General features: G+C 41.8%; 16 protein-coding genes. 9 read left to right on the top strand and 7 right to left on the bottom strand.

The window, feature by feature from the left end:
* Window positions 1-263: 263 nt before the first annotated feature.
* From KA713_05890 to KA713_05925, 8 genes are all read left to right on the top strand, one after another.
* Window positions 264-1,115 (top strand): ATP phosphoribosyltransferase, encoded by an 852-nt coding sequence (locus KA713_05890; GenBank protein UXE68118.1) that lies wholly within the window; start codon window positions 264-266, stop codon window positions 1,113-1,115.
* Window positions 1,116-1,246: 131 nt separating this feature from the next.
* A complete protein-coding gene (hisD, locus tag KA713_05895) occupies window positions 1,247-2,518 on the top strand; it encodes a histidinol dehydrogenase (GenBank protein ID UXE68119.1) in 1,272 nt (423 codons plus the stop codon).
* Window positions 2,519-2,528: 10 nt separating this feature from the next.
* Window positions 2,529-3,566 carry a histidinol-phosphate transaminase gene (gene hisC, locus KA713_05900; GenBank protein ID UXE68120.1) on the top strand — a complete coding sequence of 346 codons (1,038 nt, stop codon included), beginning with the start codon at window positions 2,529-2,531 and terminating at the stop codon, window positions 3,564-3,566.
* A gap of 24 nt (window positions 3,567-3,590) precedes the next feature.
* The gene (hisB, locus tag KA713_05905) at window positions 3,591-4,715 is read left to right on the top strand and encodes a bifunctional histidinol-phosphatase/imidazoleglycerol-phosphate dehydratase HisB (protein UXE68121.1); all 1,125 of its coding nucleotides are present in this window, start codon (window positions 3,591-3,593) and stop codon (window positions 4,713-4,715) included.
* Between the two features lie 15 nt (window positions 4,716-4,730).
* Window positions 4,731-5,318, top strand: a complete 588-nt coding sequence (gene hisH, locus KA713_05910; GenBank protein UXE68122.1) for an imidazole glycerol phosphate synthase subunit HisH — start codon at window positions 4,731-4,733, stop codon at window positions 5,316-5,318.
* A 22-nt stretch (window positions 5,319-5,340) separates the two neighbouring features.
* Complete coding sequence (hisA, locus tag KA713_05915; GenBank protein UXE68123.1) at window positions 5,341-6,087, top strand: 1-(5-phosphoribosyl)-5-[(5-phosphoribosylamino)methylideneamino]imidazole-4-carboxamide isomerase; 747 nt, start codon at window positions 5,341-5,343, stop codon at window positions 6,085-6,087.
* Between the two features lie 114 nt (window positions 6,088-6,201).
* Window positions 6,202-6,957 carry an imidazole glycerol phosphate synthase subunit HisF gene (gene hisF / locus KA713_05920; GenBank protein UXE68124.1) on the top strand — a complete coding sequence of 252 codons (756 nt, stop codon included), beginning with the start codon at window positions 6,202-6,204 and terminating at the stop codon, window positions 6,955-6,957.
* A 3-nt stretch (window positions 6,958-6,960) separates the two neighbouring features.
* Window positions 6,961-7,560, top strand: a complete 600-nt coding sequence (locus KA713_05925) for a bifunctional phosphoribosyl-AMP cyclohydrolase/phosphoribosyl-ATP diphosphatase HisIE (GenBank protein ID UXE68125.1) — start codon at window positions 6,961-6,963, stop codon at window positions 7,558-7,560.
* Between the two features lie 125 nt (window positions 7,561-7,685).
* Here the strand turns inward: KA713_05925 and KA713_05930 are convergent, their stop codons facing one another.
* From KA713_05930 to KA713_05960, 7 genes are all read right to left on the bottom strand, one after another.
* Complete coding sequence (locus KA713_05930) at window positions 7,686-8,921, bottom strand: hypothetical protein (GenBank protein UXE68126.1); 1,236 nt, start codon at window positions 8,919-8,921, stop codon at window positions 7,686-7,688.
* 31 nt (window positions 8,922-8,952) lie between these two features.
* Window positions 8,953-11,469: a DNA gyrase subunit A gene (gene gyrA, locus KA713_05935; protein UXE68127.1), complete on the bottom strand. Its 2,517-nt coding sequence runs from the start codon at window positions 11,467-11,469 to the stop codon at window positions 8,953-8,955.
* A gap of 134 nt (window positions 11,470-11,603) precedes the next feature.
* Window positions 11,604-12,713, bottom strand: coding sequence for a hypothetical protein (locus KA713_05940; GenBank protein ID UXE68128.1), 1,110 nt, complete (start codon window positions 12,711-12,713; stop codon window positions 11,604-11,606).
* Window positions 12,694-14,073, bottom strand: a complete 1,380-nt coding sequence (locus KA713_05945; protein UXE69044.1) for a hypothetical protein — start codon at window positions 14,071-14,073, stop codon at window positions 12,694-12,696. The genes KA713_05940 and KA713_05945 overlap by 20 nt, the downstream gene beginning before the upstream one ends.
* A 168-nt stretch (window positions 14,074-14,241) precedes the next feature.
* Window positions 14,242-14,817 carry a penicillin-binding protein activator LpoB gene (locus tag KA713_05950; GenBank protein UXE68129.1) on the bottom strand — a complete coding sequence of 192 codons (576 nt, stop codon included), beginning with the start codon at window positions 14,815-14,817 and terminating at the stop codon, window positions 14,242-14,244.
* A gap of 32 nt (window positions 14,818-14,849) precedes the next feature.
* Window positions 14,850-15,503, bottom strand: a complete 654-nt coding sequence (locus tag KA713_05955; protein UXE68130.1) for a ribulose-phosphate 3-epimerase — start codon at window positions 15,501-15,503, stop codon at window positions 14,850-14,852.
* Between the two features lie 67 nt (window positions 15,504-15,570).
* Window positions 15,571-18,330, bottom strand: a complete 2,760-nt coding sequence (locus tag KA713_05960) for a gliding motility-associated C-terminal domain-containing protein (GenBank protein UXE68131.1) — start codon at window positions 18,328-18,330, stop codon at window positions 15,571-15,573.
* Between the two features lie 97 nt (window positions 18,331-18,427).
* On the opposite strand from KA713_05960, the gene cysS reads away from it, so the two are divergent.
* Window positions 18,428-19,933, top strand: a complete 1,506-nt coding sequence (gene cysS / locus KA713_05965; protein ID UXE68132.1) for a cysteine--tRNA ligase — start codon at window positions 18,428-18,430, stop codon at window positions 19,931-19,933.
* The last annotated feature ends 47 nt before the right edge of the window (window positions 19,934-19,980 follow it).

Below are 19,980 nucleotides of genomic sequence, written 5' to 3' on the forward strand. Positions count from 1 at the left end.
TATGTTCGCCCCTTTGCGTTTTAAAAATCTTTCCTTTTCTTTGAGGCCAGATATGAAAAGCACTCAAAACATCCATGGTCACCATCATTCAGCCCGAATGAATGGCAGCTTTGTGTTTTGACAATAAATAAAACAACAATAAAAAGGCTTGCCAACACTTGGTAAGCCTTTTTTGTTTGGCAACGTTTGTTTATGAGGCAATGAAGTAATGTATAGTGTTTAAGAGATGACCTAAGAACTAGAGAATAACTAACAAGAAAAGAATGCTACGAATCGCCATCCAAAAATCCGGTCGACTGCAAGAAGACAGTTTGAAGCTGTTAAAAGAGAGCGGTCTCATTTTTAGCAACGGCAAAGACCAATTAAAAACCCAAGCCAGAAATTTTCCTGTTGAAATTTTGTTTTTAAGGGATGATGACATTCCACAATATATTGAAGACAACGTAGCCGATGCGGGTATTGTTGGTGAAAACGTTTGGATCGAAAAACAGAAGAAAAATGATTTAGTAAAGCGACTGGATTTTGCCAAGTGCCGTCTTTCCATTGCCGTACCACGTTCTGAAAATTACACGAGCGTAAATTATCTCGATGGAAAAAACATTGCCACCTCCTACCCTGTTATTGTGCAGCGGTTTTTAGATACGCACAACATCAAAGCGGGCATCCACGAAATCAGTGGCTCGGTAGAAATAGCACCTGGCATAGGCTTGGCCGATGCCATTTGTGATATTGTAAGTACCGGCAGCACTCTCATGAGTAACGGGCTAAAAGAAGTTGAGACGGTAATGCAAAGCGAAGCGGTGCTGATTGCATCCCCTCAATTGGCTCAGAGCAAAAAAGAAATTTTAGATAAACTCATCTTTCGATTTGAGGCTGTTCAATCCGCGAAGAATAACAAATACATTTTATTGAATTGCCCAAACGAATCAATCAAACTCATTACTGATGTAATTCCCGGAATGAAAAGTCCCACTATCATGCCATTGAGTCGCGCAGGATGGTCATCGCTGCACAGCGTGGTAAATGAAAACGACTTTTGGGAAAAAATTGATTTACTAAAGTCATTTGGAGCCGAGGGGATTTTGGTAATTCCAATAGAGAAGATGATTGCTTAATTTGAAAATGTTTTAATTTGAAAATGAACAGAGCTTTTATACTGCACATCAACAATCAATCGCTAACCTAAAAAATACAGTCACTCTCTTCTTTCGGAGAAGTGCCGGAGGTAGGTCTTAACATCAAAATAATGAAAATCATAATTGAACCTAATAAACAAGAATGGCCTGCACTCTGCCAACGGCCACAGCTGGAGACTGACTTTTTAGAAGGGAGCGTAAAAAATATCTTGAATCGCGTAAAGCAATCGGGTGATGCTGCGTTGCGTGAATTGAGTTTGCAATTCGATAAAGTAAACATCAACCAACTACAGGTTAGTGAAGCAGAAATCAATGAAGCTGTTGCTGAAACCCCAACCGAGCTAAAAGAAGCCATACAAATAGCAGCCAACAACATTCGAAAATTCCATGCTGTACAAAAGAGAGAAACGCTCTCTATTGAAACCATGCCTGGTGTAACATGCTGGCGCAAAGGTGTAGCCATTCAAAAAGTAGGCATCTATATTCCGGGCGGTTCTGCTCCACTTTTTTCTACGGTGTTGATGCTGGGCATACCCGCCACACTGGCTGGCTGTGAAGAAATTGTATTGTGTACGCCACCCTCTGCCAATGGAAAAATAAACGCAGCCATTTTATTCACGGCACAATTGGTGGGCATTAAAAAGATTTTTAAGGCTGGTGGATCACAAGCTATCGCTGCCATGGCGTACGGAACGGAAACCATTCCACAAGTGAGCAAAATTTTTGGTCCCGGAAATCAATACGTGACCAAAGCCAAACAATTGATCAACACCGAGGGGGTTGCAATCGATATGCCTGCTGGCCCTTCTGAGGTTTTGGTGTTGGCCGATGAAAGCGCTGCGTCTGCGTTCTTGGCTGCAGATTTACTCTCTCAAGCCGAGCATGGAGAAGACAGTCAGGTGGTATTGGTTGCCACGCATAAAGCTATTATTGAAAATGTCATTAAAGAAATAGAAAAGCAGCTAGAAAAATTACCCCGTAAAACGATAGCAGAGGCCGCATTAAAAAATAGTTTGGCGGTTGTCATAAAAGACAAAGAAGTATCCATCGACTTCATTAATCACTACGCGCCTGAGCATTTGATTATCAATTCAAGTAATTGCGATGAAATTTCTGAAAAAATAGTCAACGCAGGTTCTATTTTCCTAGGCCAATACTCGCCTGAATCAGTTGGCGACTATGCATCTGGCACCAACCATACGTTGCCTACCAACGGATATGCAAAAGCATATGGAGGTGTGTCATTAGAAAGTTTTGTAAAATATATCACCATTCAAAAGCTGTCGAAAGAAGGATTGAAAAACATTAGCAAAGCAGTGACAACTATGGCGGAAGCTGAGCAATTGCAAGCACACGCCAACGCAGTTTACGTTCGACAATAATGTAACCGAAATGAAATTAGATATTGATTCGCTCGTTCGAAAAAATATTCAGCGCCTAAAGCCGTATTCATCTGCGCGTGACGAATTTCAAGGCACGGCTTCGGTTTTTTTGGATGCAAACGAAAACCCCAACCCATCTCCTTACAATCGTTATCCAGACCCATTGCAAAAAGAGTTGAAATCAAAACTCAGCTCTATCAAGAAAGTTACTCCTGAGAATATCTTTTTGGGAAACGGAAGCGATGAGCCCATCGATTTATTGTTTAGAGCCTTTTGTGAACCAGGCATCGATAATGTAGTCATTCCACAACCCACCTATGGCATGTATTCGGTGAGCGCGAATATTAACAACATAGAGATTAAACAGGTTTCGCTAACACCAGATTTTGACTTGGATGTAACCGCAATAAAAAATTGCTGGGACAATAACTCGAAACTCCTTTTCCTCTGTAGTCCCAATAACCCCTCGGGAAATTTGTTAAGCCGTGAAAAGATTATTGAGCTGGTAAATTCATTTCACGGGTTAGTGATTGTTGACGAAGCCTATATCGACTTTACTAACCAGCCCAGTTTTAGTCAACGGCTGAATGAGTTTAACAATCTAGTTATTCTTCAAACCCTTTCAAAAGCATGGGGACTTGCGGCCATACGTTTGGGAATGTGTTTCGCAAACAAAGCCATCATTCAAGTGCTGAACAAAATAAAATCTCCTTACAACATCTCCATCCTCACGCAACAAATCGCCTTGAAAGAACTTGAAATGGAAGAGAGAAAAGAAAAGTGGGTGAAAGAGATTTTGGACGAAAGGGAGAATCTTATTCAACAACTCAAATCGATAAAGTCGGTTATTACCGTTTATACATCCGATGCCAATTTTGTGTTGGCAAAAATGAAGGACGCGAAACTGATGTACCAAAAATTAATTGAGCGGGAAATAGTCGTCCGCGACCGTTCTTCCGTAATTTTATGCGATAATTGTTTGCGCATCACCGTAGGCACAAAAACGGAAAATCAAAAGTTACTAAACTCTCTAATTGCCATTGACTAGTGACCAATGCCTAATCCCCAAGTTATGAAACGCGTTTTATTCATCGATCGAGACGGTACTTTGATTCACGAGCCAGCCGATGACCCCCAAATTGATAGTTTGGAAAAACTTTTGTTTATACCGGGTGTATTTACATGGTTAGGGAAATTGGTTCGCGAAATGGATTTTGAATTAGTGATGGTAACAAACCAAGACGGGCTGGGTACCAAGAGTTTTCCGGAAGAAACCTTTTGGCCGGTTCAGAATTTGGTTATAAAAACATTAGAAGGAGAAGGAATCAAATTTTCATCGGTGTATATCGACCGTTCCTTGCCTGAAGAAAATAAACCTACTCGCAAACCGGGCACGGCTATGCTCACGGATTTTTTCTCAAACAATTACGACTTAACCCATTCCCTTGTTATTGGTGACCGGCTTACGGATATTGAACTTGCAAAAAACTTAGGTGCGCAAGGTGTTTTACTTAATGATGGAAGTTTGAAACAGCGATTAGAAGCTTCCTCTTTCGGTGATGCTTGTGTGGCGGTTGTAGAATCCTGGAAAGAGATTTACGAAGCGATTAAACCCAAACGTGTTGCTTTTGTTGAGCGAAAAACAAACGAAACCACTATCCATATCGATATCAACCTCGATGGCTCGGGTAGATCAAACATCAAAACGGGGCTAGGCTTTTTCGACCACATGCTGGACCAAGTATCACGGCACGGGTTAATCGATTTAGACATTTATGTAAAAGGCGATTTGCAAGTTGATGAACACCACACCATTGAAGATACAGCCTTGGCATTGGGAGAAGCATTTAACAAAGCACTAAGCGACAAAAGAGGTATCGAACGCTATGGTTTTTTTCTGCCAATGGATGATTGCATAGCTCAAGTTGCGATTGACTTTGGTGGCAGACCTTGGTTGGTTTGGGAAGCGGAATTTAAACGCGAGAAAATCGGTGAGATGCCAACTGAAATGTTCTTTCATTTCTTCAAATCATTTTCTGATACCGCAAAGTGTAACCTCAACATTAAAGCAGAAGGCACAAACGAGCATCACAAAATTGAAGGTATCTTTAAGGCTTTTGCTAGAGCAATAAAGATGGCTGTGCGAAAAGACCCCTTTAGCAATCAATTACCGAGTACAAAGGGAACATTGGAATAAGATAGTGAAAACGAAATGAAGATAGCCGTTATCAAATACAATGCAGGCAACATCCGCTCGATAGCGTTTGCTTTGGAACGATTGGGCATCGACTATTCAATTACGGATGATGTTGAAAAAATAAAATCGGCCGATAAAGTTATCTTTCCTGGTGTGGGTGAAGCAAGTACAACCATGCGTTATCTCACCGAAATGAAAGTAGACAAATTGATTATCAATCTGAAACAACCTGTCTTGGGTATTTGTTTAGGAATGCAGTTGATGTGCAAATACTCAGATGAAAACAACACACCCTGCTTGGGCATATTTGATGAAACGGTGAAACTTTTCAAGCCCGTTCAAAACCAAAAAGTACCGCACATAGGTTGGAATTCACTCACACTATCAAATGGCTGGCTTGATTCAAAACTTGATGATGAATTTGTTTACTTTGTACACAGTTATTTTGTTCCTGTCAATCAGGATACTGTAGCCATTACCAATTATATTCAACGTTTTAGTGCTGCCATGCAAAAAGACAATTTTTATGCGGTTCAATTTCACCCAGAAAAATCTGCTGCTGCGGGGGAATTAGTCTTGAAAAGTTTTTTGAACCACACCTAACCCATTTATCGAATATCTACTCATGAGAATCATCCCTGCTATTGATATTATTGACGGTAAATGTGTTCGCCTTACCAAAGGTGATTACAACCAAATGAAAGTCTACAACGATGACCCGGTGGAAGTAGCGCTTGAATTTCAAAATGCCGACCTAGAATATTTGCACTTGGTAGATTTAGATGGTGCAAAAGAAGGTAAAGTTGTAAACTGGAATGTCATTAATAAAATACAAGCAGAGACTGCCCTTCTCGTTGATTTTGGTGGGGGCGTAAAAACCGACAAAGAGGTTAGTGAGTTGCTGGATTTGGGCATCAGCCAAATAAATGTCGGCAGTTTGGCGGTGAAAGAACCTGAAAGATTTATCAAGTGGCTAAAGGATTTTGGTGCTGAAAATTTTATTTTAAGTGCGGATGTAAAAGGTGAAAATGTGGCCATTAACGGTTGGCTGGAAGAAACTGAATTTCGTTTGTTCGATTTGGTTAGCAAGTTTGAAGCGCATGGATTGGAGTACCTTACTTGCACCGACATTGAATCGGATGGCACAATGAAGGGACCTAACTTTGGACTCTACAAAAAATTAAAAAAACGTTTCCCTAATCTAAAAATTGTAGCAAGCGGAGGCATTAGCTCTCTTCAAGATTTACGAGAACTTCAGCACATAAAAGTGTTCGGTGCCGTTGTGGGTAAAGCTATTTATGAAGGCAAAATTAAACTGGAAGAACTCCGTGTTGCGTTTGGAAATCAGGGATCGGTGCTTGGTGAGATTTAGTTGGAAATAGGTAAGTGGCAAGGTAATCAGTAGTCGGTATTCAATGTTTTTCCAAATTCTATCTCCTAACTCCTACATGCTGACTTCTACATTCTAAATTCATTTCAAACGAAAGTGTTAACCAAACGCATCATACCCTGCCTCGATATAAAAGACGGACGAACCGTAAAAGGCATCAACTTTGTTGATTTGCGTGATGCAGGCGACCCTGTTGAATTGGGTGCAGCGTATGCTCAACAGGGCGCAGATGAATTGGTCTTCTTAGACATCTCCGCCACCAACGAAAAAAGAAAGACACTCTCGAATTTGGTAAAAGAAATCGCCACACACGTAAACATTCCGTTTACCGTGGGCGGAGGCATCAGCTCAATTGATGATGTTGCTCCGCTATTAGAAGCAGGTGCTGATAAGGTGAGCATCAACTCTGCGGCTGTAAAGCGACCGGAACTAATCAATGAACTGGCAAAAGCATTCGGTTCGCAGTTTGTAGTGTTGGCGATTGATGCACGAAAAGTTGATAACCAATGGCTGGTGCATACGCACGGTGGCAAAGTTGGTACTGATAAAAAACTCTTCAGTTGGGCTAAAGAAGGTCAAGACCGAGGCGCAGGCGAAATATTATTCACCAGCATGGACAACGATGGCACCAAAAAAGGTTTTGCAATCGACCCCTTGGCAAAGCTCAACCAACTTTTGCAAATCCCCGTCATCGCTTCGGGTGGAGCCGGCAAGATGGAGGATTTCTTAGAAGCTTTTGTTATTGGCAAAGCCGATGCCGCACTGGCTGCTACACTATTTCATTTTGGTGAAATAAAAATCCCAGACCTAAAAAATTATTTAAAGACCAACAACCTCCCTATCCGTATTTAAATTATGCTTGACATAAACGCACTCGATTTTAAAAAAAGCAACGGGCTTCTGCCCTGCATTGTACAAGACAGTTCCACCCAAGTGGTGCTTATGCTCGGATACATGAATGAAGAAGCGCTGCAAAAAACACTGGCCGAAAAAAAACTTACCTTCTTCAGTCGTACTAAACAACGCCTTTGGGCGAAAGGTGAGACTTCTGGCAATTTTTTACATTTGGTAGATGCCTTCCAAGACTGCGACAACGACACGCTGCTGTTTAAAGTTAAACCTGCTGGCCCAGCTTGTCACACCGGAGCCGACACCTGCTTCAATCAAAAAAATGAAACGCAAGGGCTGGAGTTTTTAGAAACCATCATTCAACAACGAAAGCTAAACCCAAAAGAAGATTCGTACACCAATCAATTACTCAACTCAGGGATTAACAAAGTGGCTCAAAAAGTAGGCGAAGAAGCAGTGGAGCTAGTGATTGAAGCGAAGGATAACAACCGTGACTTATTTCTGGGCGAAGCCGCAGACCTCATTTATCATTATCTTGTATTGCTGGCGGCCAAAGGTCATTCGCTTAGCGATGTGGTTTCGGTATTGAAACAGCGACATAAGTAAATCATTGGCAGCTGGCTACTGCCTGCCGCAGGCAGGTCAGCGCCACTTCGCGATATTTCAGAATTCTTGTAAACAAAAAGAGATTGCCATTGGCAACCTCTTCCTATATTCACGAAATCAAAATCTTAGTCCACTTCCAATTTCAAACCTCTCATCTTGGCTTTCAATTTCTTTTCTTTAGCCTCATAGGTCTCATCATATCCGATCAAGTCGCCATAAACAGCCAACAAACCGTACAATACATTTTCTTCAGATGGTTTTAACTGTTCACACTTTTCCCAGTAAGGCAATGTCTCCAATAATTGCGCCTTAATGGCTTGGAATAAGTCAGCACGCTTTTTCAAATCCGCATCTTTTGTTCCAGAAATTTCATTTCGCTCTTCGCGTAACTTGCGCACTTTTTTATACTTCATATCCGCTAATTGCGCGTACGAATCAAAGTCTTCCTTATCCAAAGCTATGGCATCTTTGAAAGCTTTTTCAGCAGCGGCTTCATCATTCAATTTCAAACAAATCACTCCAAGATTATAATACATTCCCCTGTCACCTTTACCAGCAGCTATTTTGCTTTCCAAATTAGCTTTTGCTTCCGGTAATCTGTTCAATTCATACAACAAGGAAATTTCGGTTTGCGCCAAATCCGTTTCGCTTGGGTTCTTCTGTATGGCTTCACGTGTAGCGATTAACGCGTCTTCACTTTTCTTCTGCTTCACCAATACCGAAATCAACTGACGATACGAATCAATATTCTTTCCTCCTTTTGAATGATAAGCTTTTAAATAGGTTACAGATTTGTCATACTCTTCAGCCGAAGGAGCGAAATAAACGCCTGCATTCATTAACATGGCCGTATCAGTAGGGACAAAATATAACACCCGCTCCATTTGCGCAAAGGCGCCTTTATAATCCTTTTTGTTAGAATAAGAATCCAAAGCCTTATTCAAGTATGCATTTGCCAACTGAGAATTGTATTGAGAGTTAAATACGGGTAGCCCGTTTGCGTCAGAAAAATAGGATGGGGTAGCATCTTTTTCAAGTTCCTTGCTTTTCTCAAATGCTTCTTTCGCAACTTTGAAGGGCTCAGCTTCTAGCGCCTTGAACTTATCAACTTTAGTAGTATCGATACCAGCATAAATAAGGCCTTTCAAGAACCACGCTTTGGCAGCATTTTTAGATGAGTTGCCTTTTTTATCGACCATAAATTCTTGGCTAGCAGTGGTAACATCAATGATAGCTTTTGCTTCATCAAACTTACCTTCTTTTAAGGCTTTCTCGGCTTTGCTTACACTAGGTTTTATCTCCTTCTGTGCAGCAACGGCAAAAGGGAGAGCGAGTAAAAATACAATTGCAATCTTTTTCATTTTCAATCAGTTTAATTCAAGTATAGTTGGTTTAAGTTGTAGGATTCTCATTTATGGGATTTTCACCTTCTGGCGTATCAATAGCACCTTCTATTTGTTGTATTTTCTCTACGGAAGAAATAGCATCGTCCTCATTTAACTTGATGAGGCGCACACCTTGCGTGGCCCTGCCCATTACACGCAATTGTTCTACTTTTATGCGAATGCTAATGCCCGATTTATTGATAATCATGAGGTCGTCATTGTCAACGACTTCCTTGATCGCAACAAGCTTGCCAGTTTTTCCGGTTATGTTGATGGTCTTTACACCCTTGCCGCCTCTGCGTGTAATGCGGTAGTCGGTAATGTCTGAACGCTTGCCGTATCCCTTTTCAGAAACAACCAATAAATTGGCGTCTTCGCGGGAGATGCACACCATACCAATCACTTTATCTTGATCAGATTCAAGCGTTACACCGCGTACACCTGCTGCTGTCCGACCCATTGGGCGCACATCGCTTTCGTTAAAGTGTACGGCCTTGCCTTCGCTTTTGGCTATGATGATATGATTCGTTCCATTGGTCAGCGCTGCATTCAACAATCGATCACCATCATGCACCGTAATCGAGGTAATTCCATTCGCACGTGGGCGCGAATAGGCTTCCAATGAAGTTTTCTTGATCGTACCTTGCTCCGTACATAAAATCACAAATGTATTGTTGATGTACTCTTGGTCTTCTAAGTTTTTAACATTCAGCACGGCACAAACCCGGTCGCCAGCATCGATATTCAATAAATTTTGAATGGCACGACCCTTTGAAGTCTTCGCTCCTTCCGGAATTTCATATGCCTTTTTCCAATACACTTGTCCCTTCTCGGTAAAGATGAGCAAATAATTGTGAGCCTGCGCTACAAACAAATGCTCGGTAAAATCATCTTCTTTGGTGGACACCGCTTTCGATCCAATTCCTCCTCTACCTTGCGTTCTATACTCCGACAATGAAGTGCGTTTGATGTATCCTTGGTTAGAAATGGTGATCACCATCTCTTCGTTGGGAATCATATCCTCCACAGTAATGTCATCTTCGCTGTGCACGATTTGCGTTCTCCGCGCATCGCCATAGCGTTCTTTCATTTCCAGAAGTTCATCTTTAATGATGCCCATGCGCACAGGCTCGCTGGCCAATATTTCATTCAACCGATCGATCAACGCTTTTACTTCTTGGTATTCTTGTAATATCTTATCTCGCTCCAGACCAGTAAGGCGTTGCAGCCTCATTTCTAAAATAGCTTTGGATTGAATTTCAGATAAAGAAAAACGTTCGATCAAACCTGTTTTTGCTTCCTCCGGATCTTTGGAATTGCGGATCAATGAAATGACTTCATCCAAATGATCTAGCGCAATCAAATAACCCTCTAAGATATGGGCACGTTTCTCCGCCTCATCTAATTCAAACTTCGTTCTGCGCACAACCACTTCATGGCGGTGATCCACAAAATGAACAATCAAATCTTTCAGGTTGAGCGTCTGTGGACGGCCTTTTACAAGTGCCACATTGTTTACCCCAAACGAAGATTGAAGCTGCGTATATTTGAAAAGATTGTTCAGTACGATATTTGGAATAGCGTCTTTCTTTAGATCGTACACTACCCGGAAACCATCGCGATCGGACTCATCGCGCATATCACTAATTCCTTCGATCTTCTTTTCGTTGATGAGCACAGCTGTGCGCTCTATCATTTGCGCTTTGTTAACTTGGTAAGGGATTTCGGTGGCTACGATCTGATCTTTGCCATGGGCATTGGTAACTATCTCCGCCTTGGCACGGATAACGATTTTGCCCCTTCCCGTAAGGAAAGCTTCTTGAATCCCTTGGTATCCGTAAATTATTCCTCCTGTAGGAAAATCTGGCCCTAGCACAAACTTCATCAGTTCTGCTATTGTTATATCACGATTATCGATGTAAGCGATAATACCATCCACCACTTCTGTCAAATTGTGGGGTGCCATATTGGTGGCCATACCCACCGCAATACCGCTCGATCCATTGATCAACAAATTCGGAACCTTAGCCGGAAGAACTGTTGGCTCGGAATTTTGATCATCGTAAGTAGGTTGAAAATCAACCGTATTTTTATTGATATCCGAAAGAAGTTCTTCGGCAATCCTACGCAAACGTGCTTCTGTATAGCGCATGGCAGCTGGCGGATCACCATCTACCGAGCCAAAGTTTCCTTGGCCGTCTACCAACATGTAGCGCATGCTCCACTCTTGTGCCATGCGCACCATGGTATCGTAAATAGAGGCATCGCCATGGGGGTGATACTTACCCATTACATCGCCCACAATGCGGGCTGATTTTTTGTAGGGGCGGTTGTAGTTAACACCCAATTCTAACATGCCGTACAATACTCTTCTATGAACGGGTTTCAATCCATCGCGCACATCTGGCAAGGCTCGGGAAATGATGACGGACATCGAATAATCGATGTAAGCGCCACGCATTTCATCTTCAATATTAATCGGAATTATGTTCTGTCTCGCAGGTAGGTTAGAGTCTTCGGCCACGGTTTATGATAAGAGTTAAAACGGTGTGCAATTTAACTAAAATTGTGGTGTGAAAGTAGCTTTTTGCAAACTTGAAAGTAGTGTTTTTAGGAAAAAATAAGGTTTTGGTGTTCTAAAGAAAGTTTCTCCTAAGCTTAATAAGGATTCAACTTTTTCTTGTTCTTTCCGCGGTACTTGATGAGGGTTTTGTCATTCTCTCCATACCCCGGATTCTGCTTTTTATAAAAAGGATGCCTTCGGCTTCGGTATTCTTTGTTGCCATGGGCATGGTCAATTTGGGCATGGCAGTCTTTTAGAAAACATTTGGGTAATTGCGGTATGCGATAGGTAACACCCACACTTACATACAAGGTGTTCATGCTGTGGTTGATGGACTTGTTACTCTCCGGAACATTAATTGCGTAGCTTTTAAAATCAAAGGAAGGACGGACAAACACATTGAGATATTCGGAAAGTTCACGCTCAGCAGTAACAGCCAAATTGAAGTACATATTCGTGGAAACCAATGATGAATTGAAATTGGTCGATGAGAAAGAGCCGATTTGTACATCGCCTGTGAAAAGATATTCGTTCCATCGATAAAAAGAATAACCTAGCATTCCATAAAACTTACCTACAAAACCTGAGGAGGCGGATGGCTGAAATTCAGAAATCTGATCAGTCAACGCGGTTGGCTTCATGATGCCTATGCTCATTAATTCATAAGAATACCCGAGACCAAATCGATATTGCTCTTTGAACTGGTAAAAAGCAAATAGGTTAAGCGGAATGGTTAAGGCATTGCCTTTGAAGCCAAGGTTGGCCGTACCTGGGTTTGCCACAAACGCGCTTCCGGAAACCGCTGTTTTATCGGTGATCACATCGTTCACCCAATTGCTATAGCGTGTGGCGGTGGTGGCAGAGAAGATTTGCGGGCTACCTCCAGCTACTTGATAAACGCCAAAGTCATCTAATCGATGACTAAAGTAGGTATTGCCATACCCGGTGCTAAAACCAAAACTAACATTTTTTAAAATCCGTCTCAAGGCACTTCCTCCTGTGCGATCGGTGTAAAATCGCTCGAGCGGAATAACATCTTTCTTCTCGTCTTGAGCCAATAGTTTTACGCTGCATAGCACCGAAGCAACGGTAATCAAACAAGCTATTTTATAAAACAATCGCAGAACGGCAGTATTTAAGAGCCTAAAGATAAGAATTAACGCAAATTGAATGGAAATCTTGTTTTTAATACTGAAGGCCTCCACTTTCCAGTGAAGTATAGGTATGGAAATACATCTTACCCTTGTTTACTTGATAGGTAAAAGTTCTGTCTGCTTGTTGTTCGCCATCCAAATTAAAGGAAACCTTACTTTGCCCTTCGGGCAAGGGAACTCTTGCATAGTAAATGCTATGGGGTAACGTTTGCCAATTGCGCGTATCAGCTTTTTCAGTCATGGCATTGAACAAGCCCAACAATGCGCCCATGCCTTTGTCTTCTTTCTTCATTGTATACTCCGATGCTTTTTTTAATGCAACTCGAATGAGGGCCTTGCCAAACTCTAAAGCCATTCGCTCTTCCAATACCTTGAAAGCGATTTTATTGATGTTCTCCGTAAGTTCAAGAGGATAGTGGGCACCCTCCACTTGCAGCTCCGCATGCTGAAAATGCGGTCTGCGTTCTACATATTTTGGAAATGCCACCCGAAAGACCTCCAATCGCGAAAGACCCCTTCGATCGTTCTCACTGTAATTGCTGGTAGGAAAATTGAAGGACATGCCTAACTCGCGGTTATAAAACGTAACCATTCCATTTCTGCCATGGTCTACCAAAAAATTCACTCCCCACTCTGCTTTAAATGGTGCTAGGCCGTTGTGCCAAAAGAAAACCAACTCCCCTCCTTCTATTGGCTTATATTCATAGTCTGGCATGTTGAATTCGACTTTATACTTTTCAAATTCATCTTTGAAGCCACTGAGCCACGCGGTGCGAAGCAAGTCTAATTTTAATTGCCTTGGTGCACTTAAACCGAACATCTCTTCATACTCATTCTTGTATGTATTTATCGAATTGCGGTAAGCAATAAAGGCGTTGTTGTAATCTTTATCGGAATCGTAAATAATACCCATCAGATTGTTGATGAAAGCATCGTGCTTGTATTTGTTGCTATCGCTGTAACGGTCGCTCAACTGCTGCAACCGAATTCCCAGTCTTCTGCATTCTACCAAAGCTTCTTCTTCTTTCCCTAATTTCAAAAAGTTCAACGCCTTGTAATAGAGTAAAATCAGATGTTCGTGATCTTCACCCCGATAGACGGTGACCATCGGATTGGTCAGGTAGGCCGCTCCTTCTCTAAAGTAATCGATCTTGTAGTCTTCCCAAAAAAGATAAGCCTCTTCAAAAAATTTATTGCTCTCGTCATACTGGCCCATCATAGAGAGCACCAAGCCCTTGTTCACAAAATAAAGAAACCGGTCTTTGCCAGTGGCTTGCCCTGATTTATTCTTAAGTGTTTGCAAAGCCTGTTTCAGGTTCCCCGATTCAAACTCTTTATTGAATTGATAATTGGTTTGATAGTAGGTAGCGCAGGATGTTAATAAGTAAATTGTAAGGAGTAAGAGGTAAATGGTTTTCTGTAAGCAGTATCCGGTAAGCTGTGTCACGACCAATTTATAACTGACAGGTTTCAAGCTTTGTTATTGATTACCGATAATTACTCTAAAGTTAAAGAGATAACGCAATGCCTACAATTTACCAACCCCAAGCCCCAAGCCCGAATCCCCAATGTCCAATGACTAATTCCGAATATCCTTCTTAATCTCTTGTTGTCCGTACCAAATACGTTTGTTGGTCTCAAGGTCGGTGAGGAACAAAGTAGTGATGTAGTTGACTACCCTTCGCTTATTATAGATATCGGTTTCAGAAGTCATTTCGCCAAACAGCATCAAGTTGGCACCCGTCTCTTTTCCCCATTGCGATACCGTTTCGGCACTGGCAAAATCTTGTTGTTGAGCACGTTCTTCTCTCAGTTTATCCCGAAAAGTACCAGACTCTACCAAGTCAGCCACACCTGAATTGTAAATGGCCAGTTCAATTTTCTTGATGTAGTTATCGGCATCAATGTGTTCACTGGTTTTGTTGCGAACCAAACCCACAATGATAGCCGGCTTTTTGCCAACCGACTTGGCATACTCTTTAAACTTATCGCTGGCAAGCAAGTCATTGATCATCTTTTGAGAAACTTGGCGCGAGTCGCTATCGTTCCATCGGCCACTTAAATCGATTTGCTGACTGGGGTCGATGCGGGTAACTGTGCGCGCGCAAGAAGTAAGCAAGAAAGAAACAAATAGAAGTTTAATGATTGGCTTCATACGTTTTGAGACAGTGATATCAAATGCGAAAATCAGGCCAAAGCCTTTAAACTTTTGATTACCTCTTTTGGGTTGGCCGATGAAAAAACAAAATTGCCTGCCACCAACACATTTGCCCCAGCCTCCAACAATGGCTTGGCATTATTTTCGTTTACGCCCCCATCGATCTCAATTAACGCAGAAGATTGGCGTTGGTTGATAAGTTGTCGAAGTTCCTTTACTTTTTGATAGGTGTTTTCAATGAATTTTTGTCCACCAAAACCTGGGTTTACAGACATCAGACAAACCAAATCTATGTCTGAGATACTATCTTTTAACAATTCGATAGAAGTATGCGGATTGACCGCTACCCCAGCCTTTATACCCAATGCTTTAATCTGCTGGATGTTTCGGTGCAAATGTGGGCATGCTTCAATATGTACTGAAATGACAGCCGCCCCAGCCTTGTGGAAAGCCTCTACATATTTCTCTGGGTTCACAATCATCAAGTGGACGTCCATCGGCTTTTTGGCATGACGGTTCATGGCCTCTACCACCGGCACACCCATCGATATATTGGGAACAAACACACCGTCCATGATATCGACATGTATCCAATCGGCTTCGCTTTCATTGATCATTTTTATCTCGCGCTCTAGGTTGGCGAAATCGGCAGCTAAGATGGAAGGGGCGATGAGGGGCTTCATTCGCCAAAGGTAATGGAGGATTTACGATTTTTGATTTTTGAGTTACAATTTTTGTAGCGCGACTTGCTCACCGGATCAACTGAACCCAGCCCTTTACATTCTTTTTTTTGGCTTGAGAGTTAGATGAATAGAAGGTAATATCTGTTGAATAATAATACGTCCCTGTGGGCAATTCCTTACCACTATTATCGAGGCCTCGCCACTCAAAAGTTGGTTGGGGTAATGAGTTATTAACTTGAAAGACTTCATCGCCCCATCTATTGAGAATCGTTAGGGAGAATTTTTCAATAAACCGAGGGCAACCTGCGGGGTCTCGCTTATCGCTTCTGTTGCTAAAACCTGGGAATTGTTCATTCTGATTATCTTGGTTAGCAGTAATCACATTTGGAATGAAGGGATGCAGGCAGTTCTCAATACAAATGAAGTCAGAAGGCAAGCCTATGTTTCCTGAACGATCAATGGCTTGCACCTGGTAGCATCCGGCTTGGGTATATTCCTTTACATCTTCAAACACGGTATTTCCAGTAGTAGCCAGCAGCTCAGAATCTGACTTTTCATTTTGAAAATAGTAAACCCTGTAATAGGCTATGTCATTTCCACAACCTGAATCAACACTCCAACTCAATGTATTCTTGTAGGTGTCAATCGAGCAATCGAGCGAACTAAGGGCTTCACAATTTAAGGCATTCACTTTCAACGTAGGTGCACAAGGAGGATCTTTATCAATCGATTGAGCAACGGTCTCGTTAGAGAGACTCCGCAGCGGCTCTTTGATTAACTGATTTCCATAACTTCCGCTCGTCTCTACCTTGTATAGATAAATGAAATTATTACCCAGCGGAAAGCCGGGTACTTTGCCGTTATCTACATACTCAAAATCCTCTATTTCAAGCGTTCTAATGTCAACGCTATCCATTAGCTGAAATACAGGATCGTCAATCTCTCTTCGGTAAATGCGATGGTACGGGAAGCGAAAGCTTCTATTCGACCAAGGCGCTTTAGCTTTCCACGATAATTTAATTGCCCCCTCGAGTTGTTTAAAATCGAGCCGTGGAAAAAAGGCGACCTTACTGGTGTCCAATGGATTGTTTTGCGCAATACTTTGAGGAGAGTAAAGCACAACTTTGTATCCATAAACTGAATCCCTAGTATTAAGATTTGCATCCAGATAGGTAGTATCTGTAAGTCTTTTAGCATTTATCTTTTTAAAAACAATTCCATCTTTTGTGCGCAATAGGTCATACTCATACGGCTTTGGGAACAAACTTTTGTTGATTTGAAAAGGAGAAAGCCACTCTAAAGAAACGGCACTCGATGTGAAGTTTGTTTTTTGAACCGATGCAGTGATGAGTACGGGTGCATCAATAGCAATCGGGCCAATGCAAAAATCTACAGAAGCCAAGCTCTTGCCTGAATAAGGCTGATTGAAATTTGCCACCAACCGATAGCAATAGGTTGCTCCAGCAGAAATATCGTTATCTAAAAAAGCGCCTGTGTTGCTTTCTCCAATCTTTACAAAACCTAACGATAAAGGAATTCCTTGAATGCATCGATCAGAAAAGCTGTTTGTCTTATCTACCCTTCGCCAGACTTCTATCGTATTCGAATTTGCACAATTATAGCCATTCCAATTTAAGGTCAATCTTTTTTTGGATACATCCAGTGAGGCTGGTTTAAATATAGGCGCAGCACCTGATACCTTTACATTCCAAACTTTAAAGGTTGAAATACGAATGCCCGTAGCGGTGAAGGAAGAGATTTTAAAAATAAATCGATACGGCACAGACCTTACCACATCGCATCCCACTTGCCAATCAATTTTTAAGTTGGCGGTATCATAAGGTGCAGCAGATGACTGAATCTTATCCAGATTTACAAACAAAGGCTGCGAATTGTAGAAGTTATCGGTAACAAATAACTCAACCTTCACTGTTTTGCTAACCTTATCTTTGATCAATACCGTTTGATTTAACTGCTCACCTGCTACCATGCATTGATCAGACAACTCAAAGGTAGGACGGCTTGCATTGCAATCCTCAACAATGATTTGCATATCTCTAATTACCCAATCTACTACCGTCCACTTTCCACTTATTTTAGCCCAATGAGAAACTTTGATAGCTGTAGCATATTCTCCAGTAAGGCCAGGTGCATTCCACTGCAGTGTGCCGTCATTATCAATAAAGAAAGTGGGTGGCCCATTTCCAGATTCATTTGAAAGCTCATAGGTGCCACTATAAAATTCTCTACCATTTGGATCTTTATAGTTTGTAACAGGAATGTTCTGTGCTTGCAGGGGGACAACCAACTGATAGGATAAGCTATCACCCAATGGAGCAATAGCCCCAGGGTTATGGGTAAAAATTAGTTTGCTGCATGCCCGATCTATTGGAGGAATAGTAAAACTCAAAGGGGCGGTACAAGTTGGATTTACCTGCAAAAATGATTCAATGTAAAAGGGTGCATTTACACTATTTTGAAAATTTAAAACCCCTAAATTTCTGTTTAGCTCTAGGTAGCTGATTTTAAAACCGTTATCCGTTTGATACGAATAGTTCGTTATAAAAACGGCTGATGAAACCCGATTGGTGAGGTCAATTAATGTTGAGCTAAGCATGGGGACGAGCATAGAACCACCGTCTCCAAATGTGAGGTTTCCACCGCCTGCATTGGTAGGAGTGCCCGAATTGAGATATAGCGTAAGGGTAATCTCGTAAGTTCTTGTACTGCAATTGATCAGTCGAGCAGTAATTTGGCCACCGCGCAGATGGGTACCCATCAAATCTAAACTCACTAAAAATAACAGAATTGCCACATAGATTCTCATATCGGATGTAACGCAAATTCTCAAAAAAATTGTTAACAAATTTAACAAATAACTGCTTTTCTTATTTAATGTGGCAGACTATTATCTTTGTGGACTTATGACTCTGTACCAACAATATCCAGTATCCATTACCAACTCGCTGAGCGGGAAGAAAGAACTTTTTGTACCTATTAAACCGCCTTTTGTGGGCCTGTATTCTTGTGGCCCTACCGTTTACAATGAAGTACACTTGGGCAACCTGCGCACCTTTACGGCTTTTGATGTAGTCTATCGATACCTCTCTCACATTGGCTATAAAGTTCGCTATGTGCGAAACATTACCGATGCAGGTCACCTGACCAACGATGCAGGCGAAGGAGTAGATCGCATTGAAGAAAGAGCCAAGTTGGAAAGGCTCGAGCCGATGGAAGTGGTACAAAAATACACCTATGGGTTTCATGAAGTATGTCGCATTTTTAATGTGCTCCCCCCTAGTGTGGAACCCACCGCCACCGGTCATATTGTAGAGCAAATAGAAATGGTGAAACGCATTCTAGCCAACGGATTTGCATACGAAAAAAATGGCTCTGTCTATTTTGATGTGCGCAAGTTTATGGAGAAACACAAATACGGAGAACTGAGCGGAAGAAATATTGACGATCTGCTGGAAGGCACTCGCGAGTTGGATGGACAAGAAGAAAAGAAAAACCCCATCGATTTTGCCATTTGGAAAGCCGTAACACCAAGCCATATTCAGCGGTGGCCTTCCCCTTGGGGCGAAGGGATACCCGGCTGGCATTTGGAATGCTCGGCCATGGGCACTAAATATTTGGGTAAAGAATTTGACATTCACGGAGGTGGCATGGATTTAAAATTTCCACATCATGAATGCGAGATTGCGCAAAATGTAGGTGCCTATGGAAATGCACCCGTACGCTACTGGATGCACGCCAATATGCTGACGGTAAACGGTGAGAAGATGAGCAAATCGAAAGGCAATTCTTTTTTGCCCAGAGAATTATTTGCAGGCGACCATCCGCTTTTGGATAAAGCATATAGCCCCATGTCGGTGCGGTTCTTTATGCTGCAATCGCACTATAGTAGCACGCTTGATTTTTCGAATGAGGCACTGATCGCTGCTGAAAAAGGATACCGCAAGTTGAACGCTGCTCTTTTGGCCATCAAAAATTTAAACTACACCAAAGAAGAAAAAGTAAATCCAGAATTAGTCGATGCTATAAGTGGTATGGTAGCCGAGTGTTATCAAAACATGAGCGATGATTTCAATACCGCTAAAACTTTGGCGGTGCTATTTGAAATGTCGGCACGTATCAACGACTTTAAATCGGGCAATGTAACCATTGGTTCAATCGATGCTACTACTTTCGGTAAGTTGAAATCGACTTATATCAGCTTTATGGAAAATGTGTTAGGTCTGGTAGAAGACAAAAGCACCAACAACGATTTATTGGAAGGCACCATAAATGTACTGATCGAATTGCGCAAGAAAGTGCGCACCGACCGCAACTATGCTTTATCCGACAAAATACGTGATGACCTTCAAGCCATTGGCGTGCAATTGAAAGACGGAAAAAACGGGGAGATTAGTTATATGATTGATTAAGTGGTAACCACTTTACTGCGATGATACTTGCAAAGGCAAGCGGCATT

It is taken from the genome of Chryseotalea sp. WA131a, from assembly GCA_025370075.1.
Classification (GTDB): Bacteria; Bacteroidota; Bacteroidia; order Cytophagales; family Cyclobacteriaceae; genus ELB16-189.